Here is a 16,712-nt window from a genome sequence, read left to right as displayed (position 1 = left end):
CCGGCGCGCTTGTGCATGGGTGCGTGCGCGTGGGATGCGTGGGCATAGACTCCTTGCCATGCGGCTCATGATCGCCGGCGGCGGCGGCTTCCGGGTTCCCCTCGTGTACCGGGCGCTGTGCTCGGGGCCTTACGCCGGCCTGGTCCGCGAACTGGTGCTCTACGACGTCGATCCCGGCCGCCTGGCTGCCATCACCGCCGTGCTGCAGGCCCTGGCCTCGGCGGCGGCACCGAACGGAAGTTCCGCCGTCGGGCTTCCCCCCAGAATCGTTGCCACCACGTCGCTCCGCGAGGCCCTGCTGGGAACGGACACGGTGTTCGCGGCCATCAGGCCGGGCGGAACGGCGGGCAGGATTGCCGACGAACGCGTCGCCCAGGACCTGGGGCTCCTGGGCCAGGAAACCACCGGGGCAGGCGGCATTTCCTACGCGCTGCGGTCCATTCCCGCCATGCTGGAGCTCGCCCGGGAGATGCGCAGGCACTGCCCCGGCGCCTGGCTGGTCAACTTCACCAATCCGGCCGGCATGGTCACCGAAGCCCTGGTGCCCGTGCTGGGCCGCAAGGTCATCGGAATCTGCGATTCCGCGAGCGCGCTCGTCCACCGTGCCGCGCGCGCCGCCGGCGTTCCGCTGCCGGCCGGAAAGCTCGACGGCGTGGGCTACTACGGCCTGAACCACCTCGGCTGGCTGTACCGGCTCGAGTCCGGCGGCCGCGATGTCCTCCCGGACCTGCTGGCGGACGCCGGCGCGCTCGCCGGCTTCGAGGAGGGCCGCCTGTTTCCGCAGCCCTTCCTCCAGGAGCTGGGAGTCCTGCCGAACGAGTACCTCTTCTACTACTACGAGACGTCCCGGGCGGCCGCCGCCATGCGCGCCCAGGGCATGACGCGCGGCGAGTCCATCCACGGGCAGCAGGCGGAGCTGTATCCGCGGCTGGCTGCGGCCGGGGACGCGGCGTTCAGCCTCTGGGATGCCGCCCGCAGGTCACGCGAAGAGGGTTATCTGGCCGAAGCCCGGGCCGCCGGGGAGTCACGCGATGCGGAGGACCTCGCGGGCGGCGGCTACGAACAGGTGGCCCTGGCCCTGATGCGGGCGCTGGCCGGTGGAGGCGCGGGTGGGGCCGGGGGCGCTGGTGACGGGGCTTCGGCGGGCGGCACCGAACTGATCCTCAACACGCCGAACTCTGCGGTGACCGGGCCAGGCCCCGCGGAGCCGGCGATCCCCGGGCTGCCGGCGGGCGCCGTCGTCGAGGTTCCCTGCACGGTGACCGCCGACGGCGCGGTGCCGCTGGCGCAGGACCAGCCTGCCGGGCCGCAGCTGAACCTCATGCAGCGCGTGAAACGCGTGGAGCTGCTCACGGTCCGGGCCGCGGCACACGGCGAGCGCGAAGCAGCGCTGCAGGCCTTCGCCGAACACCCGCTGATCGGTTCGGAAAGCCTGGCCGCTGCACTCCTCGCCGGGTACGAGGCAGCGTTCCCGGGATTGGCCGGGCTGTGGAAGCGGCCGGCCGAATAGGCGCCGGCTGGCCAGGAACCGCCGAACAGGCGCAGGCGCGGCTGTCTCTTATACACATCTGACAGGCGCCGCCCGCGGCAGTTAACCGGCTTGTGCTGCTGTACGCGAGGACTGCGCCATGATGTCCTCTGCGTGCTCGGCTATCCAGGCGACCAGCGGCAGCATGACTGCCGCAAGGTCCCGGCCGCTGTCGGTGAGGCTGTAATCGACCCGCGGAGGGATGATCGGCTGCGCGTCGCGGCGGACAAATCCGTCGGCTTCGAGCGTCTTGAGGGTTTGGGCGAGCATCTTCTCGCTGATGCCCTCGGCGCGCCGGCGCAGCTCGCTCCAGCGCTGCGGGCCTTGGGACAGCGCGACGAGGATCAGGACGCCCCACTTGCTGGTGACGTGGTCGAGCACTGTCCTGCTGGGGCATCCCGCCGGGAAAATGCCGTCCGCGAAGGGGAAAACAGGCGCAATGGGCTGGGTACTTACCTTCATACCAGTACCTTACCTGAAAGTGCGTACTCTCTTTTGGGAAGTAACGGTGCAGGCATGTGGTTGGTACCTGTGACAGTCACTCACTGGTGAAAGGGAAAACCATGACTATCGTTATCACCGGCGCCACGGGCCGCCTCGGCCGCCTCGTTGTCGAAGCGCTCCTGGCCTACAACGTACCCGCCGGACAGATTGTGGCCGCCGGCCGGGATCTCACCAAGATCGCCGATCTCGCCGAACGCGGCGTCCAGGTCCGCCCTGTCGACTACAACGACCCCGGCTCCCTGCGTCAGGCCTTCGAAGGCGCCGAGAAGGTCCTGCTGGTCTCCGGAAGCGAAGCCGGCCAGCGCATCGAACAGCACCGGAACGCCATCAACGCAGCCAAGGAGGCCGGCGTCGGGCTGATCGCGTACACCAGCATCGCCAACGCCGGCAGCACCACCATGCAGCTGGCAGCGGAGCATCAGGCCACCGAGGAGGCACTCCGGGAGTCCGGCGTGCCGTTCACTTTGCTGCGCAACAGCTGGTACCTGGAGAACTACACCGACCAGCTTGCCGTGCAGCTCCAGTACGGCGCCGTGCTCGGCAGCGCCGGTGAGGGACGGGTCAGTGCCGCCACCCGGGCCGACTACGCCCAGGCCGCCGCAGCGGTGCTTCTCAAGGAGGGTCAGGCCGGAAAGGTGTACGAGCTCGGCGGCGACGTGCCGTTCACCCTCAGCGAGCTCGCGGGGGAAGTCAGTGCGGCCTCGGGCCAGCCGGTGGCCTACCAGGATCTGCCGGCGGAGCAGTACACGCAGGCACTGGTGGAAGCCGGGCTGCCGGAATTTTACGCAGCCATCCTGGCGGACAGTGACCTCGGCATCGCACGCGGCGAGCTGCTGGTGACCAGCGGAGATCTCAGCTCGCTCATCGGGCGGCCCGCCGTGCCGATGCGCGAGGCCGTACAGGCAGCCGTGCGGAGCCACCTCGGCGCCTGAGCACGCCTTGCCTACCGGGCCTTTGGTCAGGACGGCTTCGCGGCCAGGATCGTCTCCAGCTCGTCAATGAGCCCGTCCGCGCCCGGTGAAGCGGCGATTGCTGCGCCGATCCGGCGGCTGCCGGCCTGGTATCCGGGGTCGCCGAGGACCTGTCGAACTGCGTCGCGGATGGCCGACGGCGCCGGCCGTCCTGTCTTGAGGTTTATTCCTGCGCCGGACCAGGCCACCCTGGCCGCTCCTTCGGGCTTGTCCTCGGTATCGCCCGCGACAACGATGGGCACGCCGTTCTCCATCTGTCTCTTATACACATCTAGATGTGTATAAGAGACACCTTCGGAAGGAGTTCGGCGTCCGGCAGGAACTCGGCGGCGCGCGCGTTGGCCGGGAGCGGCGGCAGGGCGGTCAGGGGGCGCCGGCCTCTAGATGTGTATAAGAGACAGTATCGTGGCCGTCCACGGCCGGCGGGATGGCAGCACCGCACGGGCCGCCGACGCCCGGGTCCGTCAGGAGTAGTGTTTTACCGGATGCAGTTCCCGGCTGGGCATTTTCAGGCCTGCGTTCCGGAGCGTCCCGCGAGCAGAGAGGAGAGCCATGACCCTGATCAAGCGCGTGGCCTTCCTGTCGCTGCACACATCCCCGATGGAACAGCCCGGTTCCGGTGATGCCGGCGGCATGAACGTCTACATCCGGGGCCTGGCCTCGGCCCTTGCGGAGCACGGCGTGGAGGTGGAGATCTTCACCCGGTCCACCGCCGCCGGCCAGCCCGCCGTCGAGCATCCGGATCCCGGTGTCTGCGTCCACAACGTGATGGCGGGGCCGCCCCGGAAACTGCCCAAAGAGGAACTGCCGGAACTGCTGCACAGCATGGTGGCCGAGATCGAACGGATCCGCGAGCGCCAGCCGCACGGCCGCTACGACCTCATCCATTCGCACTACTGGGTGTCCGGCCTGGCCGGGCTGGAGCTGTCCGAAATCTGGGGCGTTCCGCTGGTGCACACCATGCACACCATGGCCAAGGTCAAGAACCTCCTGCTCCAGTCGGGCGAAAGTCCGGAGCCGCGCCGCCGCGAGGACGGTGAGCACCGGATCGTCGACGGCGCCGCGCGCCTCATCGCCAACACGAGCGCCGAGGCCGCCGAGCTCGTGTCGCACTACGACGCGGACTTCGACCACATCGACGTCGCTCCCCCGGGCGTTGACCTGGCCGTCTTCACGCCCGCGTTCCGCAACAGGTCACGTGCCGAGCGAGGCATCGCACCGGGCACGTTCCATCTTCTGTTCGCCGGCCGCATCCAGCGGCTCAAGGGCCCGCAGGTCCTGGTGAAGGCCGCCGCGCTGCTGCGCGAGCGCCGCCCGGAGATCGACCTGAAGCTGACTATCCTGGGTGCCCTCAGCGGCGCCAAGGACTTCAACCTCAAGTCGCTGGTCAGCGCCGCAGGAATGGACGACGTCGTCACGCACCATCCGCCGGTCGGCGCACCGGCGCTGGCGGGCTGGTACCGGTCGGCCGACGTCGTCGTGATGCCGTCCTACAGCGAGTCCTTCGGACTCGTGGCGCTGGAAGCCCAGGCGTGCGGCACCCCCGTGGTGGCGACACGCGTGGGCGGCCTTTCCCGCGCCATCAGCGAGGGCCGCACTGGACTGCTCGTCGACGGACACCGTGCGGCGGACTGGGCCGACGCACTGGAGGCCCTCTACGACGACCCCGTCACGCGGGAGGACATGGGCCGGGCGGCATCGGTCCACGCCGAGAATTCCGGATGGCAGCGCACGGCGGCCATCACGATGGAGAGCTACCAGGCCGCCGTCGACGAATTTTCCGGCAGCCAGAAGCTGCCGGCCGACTACGCGCCGCGGCTCACCGGCTAGGCGCTGACCGGAGAACCCCACAGGATTCCCGCCCCGACAGTGAAGGACGATGATGTCTGACAGCACCACCCTCAGCGACCTGGAAATTGCCCGCCGAGCTGTTCTGCGGCCCATCGAGGACGTCGCGGCCGCGGCCGGCATCGATGCCGTGGCCCTGGAGCTCTACGGCCGCTACAAGGCGAAGATCGATCCCGCGAAGCTGACGGCCCCGGCCGCAGCCGGGAAGGTGGTGCTGGTCTCGGCGATGTCGCCCACGCCTGCCGGTGAGGGGAAGTCCACCACCACGGTGGGCCTTGCTGACTCCCTGGCCCGCGCGGGCCACCGGGTGATGGTCGCGCTGCGCGAGCCGTCGCTGGGTCCGATCCTGGGCATGAAGGGCGGGGCCACGGGCGGAGGGTTCTCCCAGGTGGTGCCCATGGACGAGATCAACCTGCACTTCACCGGCGACTTCCATGCCGTGACGTCCGCCAACAATGCGCTGATGGCCCTCGTGGACAACCACATCTACCAGGGCAACGAGCTGAACATCGATCCGCGGCGGATGACGTTCAAACGCGTCCTGGACATGAACGACCGGTCCCTCCGGGAAGTGGTGATCGGGCTCGGCGGCCCGACGCAGGGCATCCCGCGCCAGGACGGCTTCGACATCACCGTGGCCTCGGAGATCATGGCCGTGTTCTGCCTCGCCACCGGCATTGCCGACCTCCGCGAACGGCTGGGGCGGATCACGTTCGGCTACACCTATGACCGCACCCCCGTCACCGTTGCGGACCTGGGCGTCCAGGGCGCGCTCACGCTGCTGCTCAAGGAAGCGATCAAACCCAACCTGGTGCAGACCATCGCCGGGACGCCGGCCCTGGTGCACGGTGGCCCGTTCGCCAACATCGCGCACGGCTGCAACTCCCTCATCGCCACCCAGACCGCCCGCCGGCTGGCCGACATCGTGGTCACAGAGGCCGGGTTCGGGGCGGACCTGGGCGCGGAGAAATTCATGGACATCAAAGCCCGTGTGGCCGATGTTGCGCCCGCAGCCGTGGTGGTGGTGGCCACGGTGCGCGCGCTCAAGATGCACGGCGGGATCGCCAAAGACCGGCTCAAGGAACCGAACGTGGAGGCGCTCGCGGCGGGAGTTTCCAACCTCCGCCGGCATGTCCGGAACGTCGAGAAGTTCGGCGTCACGCCCGTCGTTGCCATCAACAAGTTCGCCACGGACACCCAGGAGGAACTCGACTGGCTGCTCGACTGGTGCGCCGGCGAAGGCATCCAGGCGGCGGTGGCGGATGTCTGGGGCCGCGGCGGTGGCGGGGACGGCGGCGACGAACTCGCTGCCAAGGTCGCTGCGGCCGTGGCCGGGCCCAGCTCCTTCCGGCACCTCTACCCGCTGGAGCTGTCCGTGGAGGACAAGATCCGGAGCATCGTCCAGGAGATCTATGGCGCGGATGGCGTGGACTTCTCGGTCCCGGCCCTCAAGCGGCTCGCGGACATCGAGAAAAACGGCTGGTCCGGCCTGCCGGTCTGCATGGCCAAGACCCAGTACTCGTTCACCGATGACGCCTCCCGGCTCGGCGCGCCCAAGGGCTTCACCATCCACGTCCGCGACCTCATCCCCAAGACCGGTGCCGGCTTCATCGTGGCCCTGACGGGTGCCGTGATGACCATGCCCGGCCTGCCGGCAGTTCCCGCGGCGATGCGGATGGACGTGGACGACGACGGCAACCCCGTCGGCCTCTTCTAACCCCCGTTGCGCTATCACTCTGGGTCGTCATTCCGCCTCCAGAGCCGCCGCAAGTGAGAGCTCAACCGGGGGCTGTGGATAACTTCGGCGGGGAACGTGCGTTCGGACCAGAATGGTCCGCATGCGTCAACCAGCGCCCCTGCCGGTCCACCTGTCCGCGGCCCCGTTCACCGTCTATGAAGCGCGTGCGGCACGCCTGAGCAGTGCCCGGCTACGTTCGTCCGACCTGACGTCGTCCGGCCGGCTGATCTATCTGCCCACCGGCTGGGAGTTTGAAGTCCGCAGCCTGGCACGAGCTCTTTCGTCCGCGACGCCGGGTGCGTGGATCTCGCACGTCACGGCTGCGCTGTTGCTGGGCCTGTGGCTCCCCTCCTGGTACCGCGGCTGCCGGGAATTGCACCTCAGCAAGCCCAAGGCACTGCCGCCGGTCCGGCGTGACGGCGTGGTGGGGCACACAGTCCTCGCGTTCGACGACGAGATCATGCTGTGGGACGGCATCCGGATTTCAACGCCCGCCCGGACCTGGCTGGACCTTGCCCGCGTCCTGCCGCTGGAAGACCTGGTGGCTGTGGGCGACCAGCTAGTGCGCAGTCCCCGTGCAGAACTGGAGGGCCGCACAGATCCGTGGGCAACGCTTCCCCAGCTCGCGGTGATGCTCGCGCAGCACGCGAAGCTCAAAGGCATCGTGAAAGCCCGGGAGGCGGCCGGGCTCATCCGGGCGGGCGCTGATTCGGCGCCGGAGACGTTCCTGCGCCTGGCGCTGACGGCTGCCGGGCTGCCAGAGCCTGAACTCCAACTCCGGATTGTGCCCGGTGACCCGTATTCCCCTGCCGCTGACCTCGGCTACCGTGCGCAGCGGGTTGCCATCCAGTACGACGGCGGCCATCACCTCACGCGCGAACAGCAGTCCCGCGATAACCGCCGGGACGAAATGTTCAACTCCGCGGGGTGGCGGTACTTCAAGTTCAATGCCGACGACCTGGCGGGAGGGTTCACCGGCGCAGTGCGCAGGGTCCGGCTGGCCCTTAAACGCCCTTAAACGCAGGATGCCCTATCACTTGGAGCGGCCAAGCCGGGGCTTGGAGGACTGCAAGTGATAGAGCATCCGGGGTGGGGCTTAGCGCTCCACGTCGCCGCGGATGAAGGCTTCAACCTTCTCGCGGGCAAGGTCGTCATTGAACTGCTCCGGCGGGGACTTCATGAAGTAGCTCGAAGCGGACAGCAGCGGACCGCCGATGCCGCGGTCCAGGCCGATCTTGGCCGCACGGACGGCGTCGATGATCACGCCAGCGGAGTTGGGCGAGTCCCAGACCTCCAGCTTGTACTCGAGCGAGACCGGGGCGTCGCCGAAGTTGCGGCCTTCGAGCCGGACGAAGGCCCACTTGCGGTCGTCGAGCCACTGGACGTAGTCGGACGGGCCGATGTGGACGTCCTTGGCGGCCAGCTCGGCTTCCACGTTGGAGGTGACGGCCTGGGTCTTGGAGATCTTCTTGGATTCGAGGCGGTCGCGCTCGAGCATGTTCTTGAAGTCCATGTTGCCGCCGACGTTCAGCTGGTACGTGCGGTCCAGCGTGACGCCGCGGTCTTCGAAGAGCTTGGCCATGACGCGGTGCGTGATGGTCGCGCCGATCTGGCTCTTGATGTCATCGCCCACGATCGGAACGCCGGCAGCGGTGAACTTGTCGGCCCATTCCTTGGTGCCGGCGAGGAACACGGGCAGGGCGTTGACGAAGGCGACGCCGGCGTCGATGGCGCACTGCGCGTAGAACTCGGCGGCTTCCTGCGACCCGACGGGCAGGTAGCAGACCATGACGTCAACCTGGGCGTCCTTGAGGGCCTGGACGACGTCGACAGGCTCTTCGGTGGACTGCTCAATGGTTTCGAGGTAGTACTTGCCGAGGCCGTCAAGAGTGTGGCCGCGCTGCACGGTCACGCCGGTGGGCGGAACGTCCGCGATCTTGATGGTGTTGTTCTCGCTCGCGAGGATGGCGTCTGCCAGGTCAACGCCGACCTTCTTGCCGTCGACGTCGAACGCCGCGACGAACTGGACGTCGTTGACGTGGTACTTGCCGAACTCCACGTGCATCAGACCCGGGATCGTTGCCTGGGGGTCGGCATCCCGGTAGTACTGGACACCCTGGACCAGCGATGCGGCGCAGTTACCCACACCGACGATTGCGACACGAATCGGATTTGAAGACACGGAACTCCTTTGAGAACAAACTTCAGGTGCCCTGCGCGTCAGTACCCTTTTGTACGACGGCGGCTGACGGACACAGCGCCACGCGGCGCCCTAACAGTGTAACCAACTGCGCCGGAGCCGGCTTTGTTCCCGCGGGCTCCGGCGCAGTTCATTACGATGCGGCCCGGCTCAGACGCCGTGCCGGCTCTGCGCCCAGAGATTGATGTCCGATTCGACGGCGAACTCATCAATCGCGGTCAGCTCGTCGGAGCTGAACTCAAGGTTGTTGATGGCTTGGAGCGTGTCTTCGAGCTGCTGCACGCTGGACGCGCCGACCAGGGCCGAGGTGACAGGTGAACCCTTGGGCTGGTCCCGCAGGATCCACGCGATGGCCATCTGGGCCAGCGACTGTCCGCGGCCGCCGGCGATGCTGTTCAGGCCGCGGACCCGGTCCAGCTTGTCCTCGGTGAGTGCGTCTTCGGACAGGAACCGCTCCTTGGCCGCCCGCGAATCGGCCGGGACGCCGTTGAGGTAGCGGTTCGTCAGCATGCCCTGGGCCAGCGGCGAGAACGCGATGGAGCCTGCGCCCACCTGGTCCAGCGCCTCGTAGAGGTTCGGCGAGCCGTCCTCGGTCCAGCGGTTCAGCATGGAGTAGCTGGGCTGGTGGATGAGCAGCGGGGTGCCGAGTTCCTTCAGGATCCGGGCGGCCTCGATGGTCTGTTCCGGCGTGTAGGAGGAGATGCCCGCGTACAGGGCCTTGCCGGAACGCACCGCATGGTCCAGGGCGCCCATGGTTTCCTCCATGGGCGTTTCCGGGTCCGGGCGGTGGCTGTAGAAGATGTCCACGTAGTCCAGTCCCATGCGCTGGAGGGACTGGTCCAGGCTGGAGAGCAGGTACTTGCGCGAGCCCCACTCGCCGTACGGTCCGGGCCACATGTAGTAGCCGGCCTTGGTGGAGATGACCAGCTCGTCGCGGTACGGCTTGAAATCGTCCTGCAGGTGCCGGCCGAAGTTGGTCTCGGCCGAGCCGTCCGGCGGGCCGTAGTTGTTGGCGAGGTCGAAGTGGTTGACGCCGAGGTCGAACGCGCGGCGCAGGATGGCGCGCTGCTCGTCAAACCGCTTGTCGTCGCCGAAGTTGTGCCACAGGCCCAGCGAGATGGCCGGAAGCTTCAGCCCGCTGCGTCCGACTCGGCGGTATGGCATGGTTTCGTAGCGGTTGTCCGCTGCCAGAAAAGTCATACGTTCCATCCTGCCAGCGCGGGTGCAGCGGCGGGGCGGGCGTCCAGCATCCGGTCACCGGAAGGACGCCCGCCCCGCACGCTCAGTCGCGCATTCGCTCAGTCGCGGAGGACGGCGGCGCTCAGCGGCGGCAGCTCAATCTTGACGCCGTCCATCCGGACGGCGTCGTCGGTGGCGAGCAGCACCGTGGTGCCCGGCCGGTCCAGGCTGGCGGGGCGGTCTGCGAAGTTCAGCACCACCTGCACGCCGCCGCGCCAGAACCGCAGCCAGCGGGCGTCGTCGTCGAACTCGACGGCAGTGTCCGCAAAGCCCAGGCCCGCGATCTCCGGAGACGTCCGCCGCAGCGCGATGAGCGAGCGGTACAGCTCCAGGAGGCGGGCGTGATGGCCGGAGGACGCTTCCGCCCAGTCTAGTTTGGAACGGGTGAAGGTCTCCGGATCCTGCGGATCGGGAACGACGGCGGGATCCCACCCCATGCGCTCGAACTCCCTGATCCTGCCCTCGGCCGTGGCCTTCCCCAGCTCGGGCTCCGGGTGCGAGGTGAAGAACTGCCACGGCGTGGTGGCCCCGTACTCCTCCCCCATGAACAGCATGGGCGTGAACGGACCGGTCAGGGTCAGCACCGCGGCCAGGGCCAGGCTGCCGTACGGAAGCGACTGGGACAGCCGGTCCCCCGTGGCCCTGTTGCCGATCTGGTCATGGTTCTGTGAGCAGACCACCAGCGCGGCCGGGTGGACCTCGCCGAAATTGATCGGCCGGCCGTGGCAGCGGCCGCGGAAGCTGGAGTAGCTGCCGTCGTGGAAGAACCCGTCACGCAGCACCTTGGCCAGGGCTCCGAGCGAGTCGAAGTCGCTGTAGTAGCCCGTGGTTTCGCCGCTGACGTTGACGTGGACGGCATGGTGGAAGTCGTCGCTCCACTGGCCGGCCAGTCCGTAGCCGTTGACATCCCGGGGATACAGCAGCCGCGGATTGTTCAGGTCGGACTCCGCGATGAGGGTCAGCGGGCGGCCCGCCTCGGAGGACAGGGCGTCCGCCAAAGCGCCGAAGTCCTCGAGGATGTGGACGGCCCGCTCATCCTTCAGGGCGTGCACAGCGTCCAGGCGGAGGCCGTCCACCCGGTAGTCGCGCAGCCACATGGCCACGTTGTCCAGGATGTACTGCCGGACGTGGTCGGATCCCGGCCCGTCCAGGTTGACGGAGTCGCCCCACGTGTTGCCTTCGCCGTGCTTGAGGTACGGCCCGTACCTGGGCAGGTAGTTCCCGCTCGGCCCGAGGTGGTTGTAGACCACGTCCTGGATGACGCCGAGGCCGGCCGCGTGGGCCGCGTCCACGAACCGCTGGTACGCCGCCGGGCCGCCGTAGCCCTCGTGCACGGCGAACCACTGGACGCCGTCATAGCCCCAGTTGTGCGTGCCGTTGAAGGCATTCACCGGCAGGAGCTCAATGAAGTCGATGCCCAGGCCGGCGAGGTAGTCCAGCTTGCCCGCGGCGGCGTCCAGCGTCCCTTCGGGCGTAAACGTTCCGATGTGGAGTTCGTAAATGACGGCGCCCTGGAGCTCCTTGCCCTGCCACTCCGCGTCCTGCCACCGGTGCGCGCCGGGGTCGAAGGTCCGGGACAGGGCGTGAACCCCTTCGGGCTGCCGGCGGGTCCGGGGGTCCGGCAGCGGGATTTCGTCGCCGTCGAGCAGGTATCCGTAGTCCACGTCCGCGCCCGTCGGTGCATCCGTGGCCGTCCACCAGCCTTCGTCCGCCGGCTCGTTGCCGGGACGCCGGCTCATTTCGTAGCGCTCCCCGCCGGCCAGCAGCGTTACGGCGCCCGCCTCGGGCGCCCAGACATCGAAGCGCCCCGCTCCCTGAACCGGCTTGGCCGCACCGTTGGGCTGCGCTGAAACGTTTGTCTGCGTCATGATTTGCCTCCTGTTGCGGGAACCAGCAGTGCCACCGGGTAGGCCCGGAAGACCTCTGACAGGGCCGCCGGGCCCGGTCCGAAGGTGGCGCCGGTCAGTTGGTCCGTCATGGCGGTTTCAAGCTCGACGGCGGTGTCCCGCCACCCGCCCGACTGCTGCAGCCCGTAGGGAAGCCGCGTTGCAAGCGCCAGCACTCCCCCGGGGCCGCGGTCGAACGCCAGCAAATGCCCGGCGGCGGGGCCGCCGGCCTGCACGGGCCGGTAGCCGGTGAAGAGCTCCGGCCGGTCCCGGCGGAGCCGCAGCGCCCTCGAGGTGACCAGCAGTTTCGCCGCCTCGTCCTCGAAGGAGTCCGGGAGGTGGCCGGCGTCCAGCTGCTCCAGCGCCCGCACCCGTTCGTCGAAGCTGAACGGGCGCCGGTTGTCCGGATCCGTCAGTGACCTGTCCCAGAACTCCGTGCCCTGATACACGTCCGGAACTCCCGGCATGGTCAGTTGGATGAGCTTGGCCGCGAGCGAGTTCGACGCGCCGAACGGCGCCAGGAGCCCCACGAGGGCCTCGAGTTCCGCACGCACCTCCGGATTGTCGAAGGCGGAGTCGACGACGGCGGCAAGGGCCTCCTCGAACGCCGGATCCGGGTCGGTCCAGTTGGTCGAGTCACCGGCCTCACGCGCCGCTTTCAGGGCGTAGGACTGAAGTCGTTCCCGGGTGGCCGGCCACGCCCCGGCGATGGCCTGCCACAGCAGAGTGGAGAGCGGACCGTCCGGCAGCGGAGCCAGGGCATTCAGCCTGTCCAGGGCCTTTTCCCATTCCGGCGCCACCTCGGCGATCACCGAGATCCGGGCTCGGGTGTCCTCGCTGCGCTTGGTGTCGTGCGTGCTCAGCGTGGTCATGGAGAGCGGGAGCTCGGCCTGCCGGCGTGCCATCCGGGCATGGAACTCCGCCGGCTCCAGCGAAAACTCGGTGGGATCGGCGCCGACCTCGGTGAGGGTACCCAGCCGGTTGTAGCGGAAGAACGCGGTGTCCTCCACGCCCTTGGCCATGACCATCCCCGAGGTCTGCTGGAACCTGCGGGCAAGTTCCAGGTCAGTGTCCAAAAGCAGGGGCTGCAGTAGCTGGACGGTTTGATCCAGCTCCGGACGCCTGCGGGCAGCGAGCTCGCACGCCTCCTTCAGGACCTCCGCGCCCTCCGGAAGATAGGACCGGTAGACCGGGAAGGCCGCGATGATCTCCGCGATGGCGTCCGCCGCGGCTTCCCGGGAAATCCCGGTCCGCTCAGGCACGAGCCGGGCAAGGCGCAGGATTTCGGAGTGCAGGATGCCGTCGGTGATCCGCCGTTTGGTCCCCCGGATCATGTCCTCGTAGTCGGCCGGCTCGCCGCCGCGCAGCCTTGCGTCCAGGCGGTCCAGCGGCTCCTGCCCCTGCGGATCCACGAAGACCCTGTCGACGTCCGCGAGGGCGTCATAGCCGCTGGTGCCCTCGCATTGGAAGCTGGCCGGCAGCTGTTCGCCCGGCTCCAGGATCTTTTCGATGAGCAGGTAGGCGCCTCCGGTGACCTCCCGGAGCCGTTCAAGGTATCCGCCCGGATCGGCGAGGCCGTCCGGATGGTCAATCCGCAGGCCGTCGGCCAGCCCCTCGCGGAACCAGCGCACAATTTCCTGGTGTGCTTCGTCGAAGACCGAGGGCACCTCCACCCGGATGCCGGCGAGCGTGTTCACGGCGAAGAACCGGCGGTAGTTCAGGTCGTTGTCCGCGCGCCGCCAGCCGATGAGTTCGTAGTGCTGCCGGCCGTGGACGTCCCGCGGGGAGTCGCCGTCCCGGTAGCTGCCCTCGGCCAGCGGGAAGCGGTGGTCGTAGTACCGCAGCTCGCCGTCCTTGATCTCGAGCTGGTCCAGGTCGTCGTCGCTGCCCAGGACAGGGATCCGGATGCGGCCCCCGGCGAGGTCCCAATCGACGTCGAACGCCTCGGCGTAGCGGGAGCCGCGCCCTTCCTTGAGCAGCGACCACCACCACGGGTTCTGCGCCGGCGACGCCACACCAACGTGGTTCGGCACGATGTCGATCAGCACGCCCATGCCCGCACCGCGGGCGGCCTTGGACACCGCCGCGAGCCCCTCCGGGCCGCCGCGCTCCGGGTCCACCACGGAGGGATCCGTGACGTCATAGCCGTGGTCGGAGCCGCTCTCTGCCTTCAGGATGGGCGACAGGTAGATCCAGTCCACGCCGAGCGACTTCAGGTACGGCACGGTTTCGGCGGCGTCAAACAGCGTGAAACCCTGCCGGATCTGCAGCCGGTACGTCGAGGCGGGCGTCCTCATGAGCCCGTCCCGCCCTGCTTGCCTGACCGCCGCCTGCCCGCAGGCTTGGACGCTGGCTTCTTTTCGGGCGCGGGCTTCGCCGCGGGATTCGCCGGCGCCTCCTCGACATTCGCCGGTGCCTCCTCGGCACTGGCCGGCGCCTCCTCGACATTCGCCGGCGCCTCTTCGGCCTTCTCCGCACCCTTCTCTTCCGGCTTCAGCGCGGACTTCTTGGTGTTTTTCGGCTCGGGAAAGGTGGGGGCCGTGAGCGCCGCGGTTTCGGTTGTCGCCGTCTGCGTCAAAGCTGCGAGGGAGGCCGCCACCGAGTGATCCGGCTCCTCCTCTGGGGCGCTGTGGGCACGGAGCACCACGAGCGATTTCGCCGCGACGGTGAGTTTTCCGCCCGCCTGCACGGGTTCGGAATCGGCACCCGCGCCGGCGGTGTCGATGATGACGTCCCAGGCAGGGGCGTATTCATCCGACGGGAGCTTGAACACGACGTCGCCGTCGTGCGCGTTGAAGTACAGCACGAAGTTCACATCCGTGATGCGGCGCCCGCGGTTGTCCTTGCCCTGGATGCCGTCACCGTTGAGGAAGACCCCCACGGACCGGCCGAAGCCGCTGTCCCAGTCCTCGGGCTGCATGGTGTTGCCGTCCGGGTCCAGCCACTCGATGTCCGGCAGACGCTCGCCCTCACCACGCCGGACGGGCCGGCCGTCGAAGAAGCGGCTGCGCCGGAACGTGGGGTGCTTGGCCCGCAGCGAGTTGACGGCGGCGGTGAACTCGATCAGGGGCTGGTCCACGTTGTCCCAGTTGATCCAGGTCAGCTCGGAATCCTGGCAATAGCCGTTGTTGTTTCCGCGCTGGGTGCGCCCCATCTCGTCGCCGTGCAGCAGCATGGGCACGCCCTGCGACAGCAGGAGCGAGGCTATGAAGTTCCGCTGCTGCCGGGCGCGCAGTCCCAGCACCTTGGGGTCGTCCGTGGGCCCTTCGGCGCCGCAGTTCCAGGAGCGGTTGTGTGACTCGCCGTCGTTGTTGCCTTCGCCGTTGGCGTCGTTGTGCTTCTCGTTGTAGGAGACCAGGTCCGCGAGCGTGAAGCCGTCGTGGGCGGTGACGAAGTTGATGGAGGCCACCGGGCGGCGGCCGGAGTGCTCGTACAGGTCTGCCGAACCGGTGATACGCGAGGCGAACTCGCCCAGCGTGGCGGGCTCGCCGCGCCAGAAGTCCCGGACGGTGTCGCGGTATTTTCCGTTCCACTCCGTCCACTGCGGCGGGAAGTTGCCCACCTGGTAGCCGCCGGGGCCGACGTCCCACGGCTCGGCGATCAGCTTGACCTGGGACACTACGGGGTCCTGCTGGATGAGTTCGAAGAAGGTGGACAGCTTGTCGACGTCGTAGAACTCGCGGGCCAGCGTGGAGGCGAGGTCGAAGCGGAACCCGTCCACGTGCATCTCGGTGACCCAGTAGCGCAGCGAGTCCATGAGCAGCTGCAGGGAGTGCGGCTGGCGCACGTTCAGCGAGTTGCCGGTGCCGGTGTAGTCCATGTAGTGCTTCTCATCGCCGTCCATCAGGCGGTAATAGGCGGCGTTGTCGATGCCCTTGAAGGACAGTGTGGGCCCCAGGTGGTTGCCCTCTGCGGTGTGGTTGTAGACCACGTCGAGGATGACCTCGATGCCGGCGCGGTGGAGCGAGCGGACCATGGCCTTGAAGTCCTGGACCTGCTGGCCGGTGTCCCCGGTGGAGCTGTAGCTGTTGTGCGGGGCGAAGAACCCGATGGTGTTGTAGCCCCAGTAGTTGTTCAGGCCCTTGTCCTCCAGGATGCCGTCGTTGACGAACTGGTGCACGGGCATGAGCTCGATGGCGGTGATGCCGAGCTTCTGCAGGTGGGAGATGACCGACGGATGCGCCACACCGGCGTAGGTGCCGCGCTGTTCCTCGGGGATCTCGGGGTGGAGCTGCGTCAGGCCCTTGACGTGGGCCTCATAGATCACGGACTGGTGGTACGGGATACGCGGGAGGTGGTCGCCGTCCCAGTCGAAGAACGGGTTGATGACCACGCCCATCATCATGTGGGGCGCGGAGTCCTTGTCATTGCGGGAGTCGGGGTCGCCCATGTTGTAGGAGAACAGGGCGGGATCCCAGTCGATCTGGCCGTGCACTGCCTTGGCGTACGGGTCCAGGAGGAGCTTGTTCGGGTTGAAGCGGTTTCCGGAGTCGGGGTCGTACGGGCCGTGCACGCGGTAGCCATATTTCTGGCCGGGCTGGACCTGCGGCAGGTAACAGTGCCACACGTACCCGTCCACTTCCCCTACCGGGACCCGCGTCTCGGTGCCGTCCTCCTCGAAGAGGCACAGCTCAATTTTTTCTGCTCGTTCGCTGAACAAAGCGAAGTTGGTTCCGGTTCCGTCGAAGGTGGCGCCAAGGGGGTACGCCTGTCCGGGCCAGATTTCCATTCGTGCTCCTATTACGTTGTCCAACACTTTTTGTCCGGCAGGTATGTCGCGCGTCACGCCGGGAACTTG

Annotated in this window: 13 protein-coding genes; 5 read left to right on the top strand and 8 right to left on the bottom strand. The window is 68.0% G+C overall.

The annotated features are described in order from the left end of the window. The first annotated feature begins 58 nt into the window (after positions 1-58). The gene (locus B1A87_RS02525) at positions 59-1,510 is read left to right on the top strand and encodes a 6-phospho-beta-glucosidase (RefSeq protein ID WP_078027185.1); all 1,452 of its coding nucleotides are present in this window, start codon (positions 59-61) and stop codon (positions 1,508-1,510) included. An 81-nt stretch (positions 1,511-1,591) separates the two neighbouring features. Here the strand turns inward: B1A87_RS02525 and B1A87_RS02520 are convergent, their stop codons facing one another. Next, positions 1,592-1,990: a helix-turn-helix domain-containing protein gene (locus B1A87_RS02520; protein ID WP_078027186.1), complete on the bottom strand. Its 399-nt coding sequence runs from the start codon at positions 1,988-1,990 to the stop codon at positions 1,592-1,594. A gap of 101 nt (positions 1,991-2,091) precedes the next feature. On the opposite strand from B1A87_RS02520, the gene B1A87_RS02515 reads away from it, so the two are divergent. Continuing rightward, positions 2,092-2,964, top strand: coding sequence for an SDR family oxidoreductase (locus B1A87_RS02515; protein WP_078027187.1), 873 nt, complete (start codon positions 2,092-2,094; stop codon positions 2,962-2,964). Between the two features lie 26 nt (positions 2,965-2,990). Here the strand turns inward: B1A87_RS02515 and B1A87_RS02510 are convergent, their stop codons facing one another. Both B1A87_RS02510 and B1A87_RS22790 read right to left on the bottom strand, forming a co-directional pair. Next, positions 2,991-3,272, bottom strand: a complete 282-nt coding sequence (locus B1A87_RS02510; protein WP_144275698.1) for a glycosyltransferase — start codon at positions 3,270-3,272, stop codon at positions 2,991-2,993. Positions 3,273-3,274: 2 nt separating this feature from the next. Then, entirely contained in the window at positions 3,275-3,445 is a 171-nt protein-coding gene (locus B1A87_RS22790) for a hypothetical protein (protein WP_185982210.1), read from the bottom strand. 110 nt (positions 3,446-3,555) lie between these two features. Between B1A87_RS22790 and mshA the strand changes: the two genes are divergently transcribed. The 3 genes from mshA to B1A87_RS02495 all read left to right on the top strand — a co-directional run bounded on the left by mshA (position 3,556) and on the right by B1A87_RS02495 (position 7,607). Further along, positions 3,556-4,833 carry a D-inositol-3-phosphate glycosyltransferase gene (mshA, locus tag B1A87_RS02505; protein ID WP_078027189.1) on the top strand — a complete coding sequence of 426 codons (1,278 nt, stop codon included), beginning with the start codon at positions 3,556-3,558 and terminating at the stop codon, positions 4,831-4,833. A gap of 52 nt (positions 4,834-4,885) precedes the next feature. After that, positions 4,886-6,568 carry a formate--tetrahydrofolate ligase gene (locus tag B1A87_RS02500; protein ID WP_078027328.1) on the top strand — a complete coding sequence of 561 codons (1,683 nt, stop codon included), beginning with the start codon at positions 4,886-4,888 and terminating at the stop codon, positions 6,566-6,568. A gap of 121 nt (positions 6,569-6,689) precedes the next feature. Beyond that, the gene (locus tag B1A87_RS02495; protein ID WP_078027190.1) at positions 6,690-7,607 is read left to right on the top strand and encodes a DUF559 domain-containing protein; all 918 of its coding nucleotides are present in this window, start codon (positions 6,690-6,692) and stop codon (positions 7,605-7,607) included. 78 nt (positions 7,608-7,685) lie between these two features. Here the strand turns inward: B1A87_RS02495 and B1A87_RS02490 are convergent, their stop codons facing one another. From B1A87_RS02490 to glgX, 5 genes are all read right to left on the bottom strand, one after another. Beyond that, positions 7,686-8,771, bottom strand: coding sequence for an inositol-3-phosphate synthase (locus B1A87_RS02490; protein WP_078027191.1), 1,086 nt, complete (start codon positions 8,769-8,771; stop codon positions 7,686-7,688). Positions 8,772-8,939: 168 nt separating this feature from the next. Continuing rightward, positions 8,940-9,989 carry an L-glyceraldehyde 3-phosphate reductase gene (gene mgrA, locus B1A87_RS02485; RefSeq protein ID WP_078027192.1) on the bottom strand — a complete coding sequence of 350 codons (1,050 nt, stop codon included), beginning with the start codon at positions 9,987-9,989 and terminating at the stop codon, positions 8,940-8,942. 98 nt (positions 9,990-10,087) lie between these two features. Further along, on the bottom strand, positions 10,088-11,896 hold the full coding sequence (gene treZ / locus B1A87_RS02480; RefSeq protein WP_078027193.1) for a malto-oligosyltrehalose trehalohydrolase: 1,809 nt from the start codon (positions 11,894-11,896) through the stop codon (positions 10,088-10,090). Further along, positions 11,893-14,211 carry a malto-oligosyltrehalose synthase gene (gene treY, locus B1A87_RS02475; protein ID WP_078027194.1) on the bottom strand — a complete coding sequence of 773 codons (2,319 nt, stop codon included), beginning with the start codon at positions 14,209-14,211 and terminating at the stop codon, positions 11,893-11,895. Before treY ends, treZ begins: the two co-directional genes overlap by 4 nt. Beyond that, a complete protein-coding gene (gene glgX / locus B1A87_RS02470; RefSeq protein WP_078027195.1) occupies positions 14,208-16,643 on the bottom strand; it encodes a glycogen debranching protein GlgX in 2,436 nt (811 codons plus the stop codon). Before glgX ends, treY begins: the two co-directional genes overlap by 4 nt. Positions 16,644-16,712: the final 69 nt, after the last annotated feature.

The organism is Arthrobacter sp. KBS0703 (genome assembly GCF_002008315.2).
GTDB lineage: Bacteria > Actinomycetota > Actinomycetes > Actinomycetales > Micrococcaceae > Arthrobacter.
The sequence above is the reverse complement of the archived record's forward strand: the minus strand, read 5'-3'. Positions and strand labels throughout refer to the sequence as shown.

Excerpts from the sequence above, each read along its gene's own strand:
- B1A87_RS02525 (WP_078027185.1), top strand. The coding sequence starts at position 59 with ATGCGGCTCATGATCGCCGGCGGCGGCGGCTTCCGGGTTCCCCTCGTG.
- B1A87_RS02520 (WP_078027186.1), bottom strand. The coding sequence starts at position 1,990 with ATGAAGGTAAGTACCCAGCCCATTGCGCCTGTTTTCCCCTTCGCGGAC.
- B1A87_RS02515 (WP_078027187.1), top strand. The coding sequence starts at position 2,092 with ATGACTATCGTTATCACCGGCGCCACGGGCCGCCTCGGCCGCCTCGTT.
- mshA (WP_078027189.1), top strand. The coding sequence starts at position 3,556 with ATGACCCTGATCAAGCGCGTGGCCTTCCTGTCGCTGCACACATCCCCG.
- B1A87_RS02500 (WP_078027328.1), top strand. The coding sequence starts at position 4,886 with ATGTCTGACAGCACCACCCTCAGCGACCTGGAAATTGCCCGCCGAGCT.
- B1A87_RS02495 (WP_078027190.1), top strand. The coding sequence starts at position 6,690 with ATGCGTCAACCAGCGCCCCTGCCGGTCCACCTGTCCGCGGCCCCGTTC.
- mgrA (WP_078027192.1), bottom strand. The coding sequence starts at position 9,989 with ATGACTTTTCTGGCAGCGGACAACCGCTACGAAACCATGCCATACCGC.
- treZ (WP_078027193.1), bottom strand. The coding sequence starts at position 11,896 with ATGACGCAGACAAACGTTTCAGCGCAGCCCAACGGTGCGGCCAAGCCG.
- treY (WP_078027194.1), bottom strand. The coding sequence starts at position 14,211 with ATGAGGACGCCCGCCTCGACGTACCGGCTGCAGATCCGGCAGGGTTTC.
- glgX (WP_078027195.1), bottom strand. The coding sequence starts at position 16,643 with ATGGAAATCTGGCCCGGACAGGCGTACCCCCTTGGCGCCACCTTCGAC.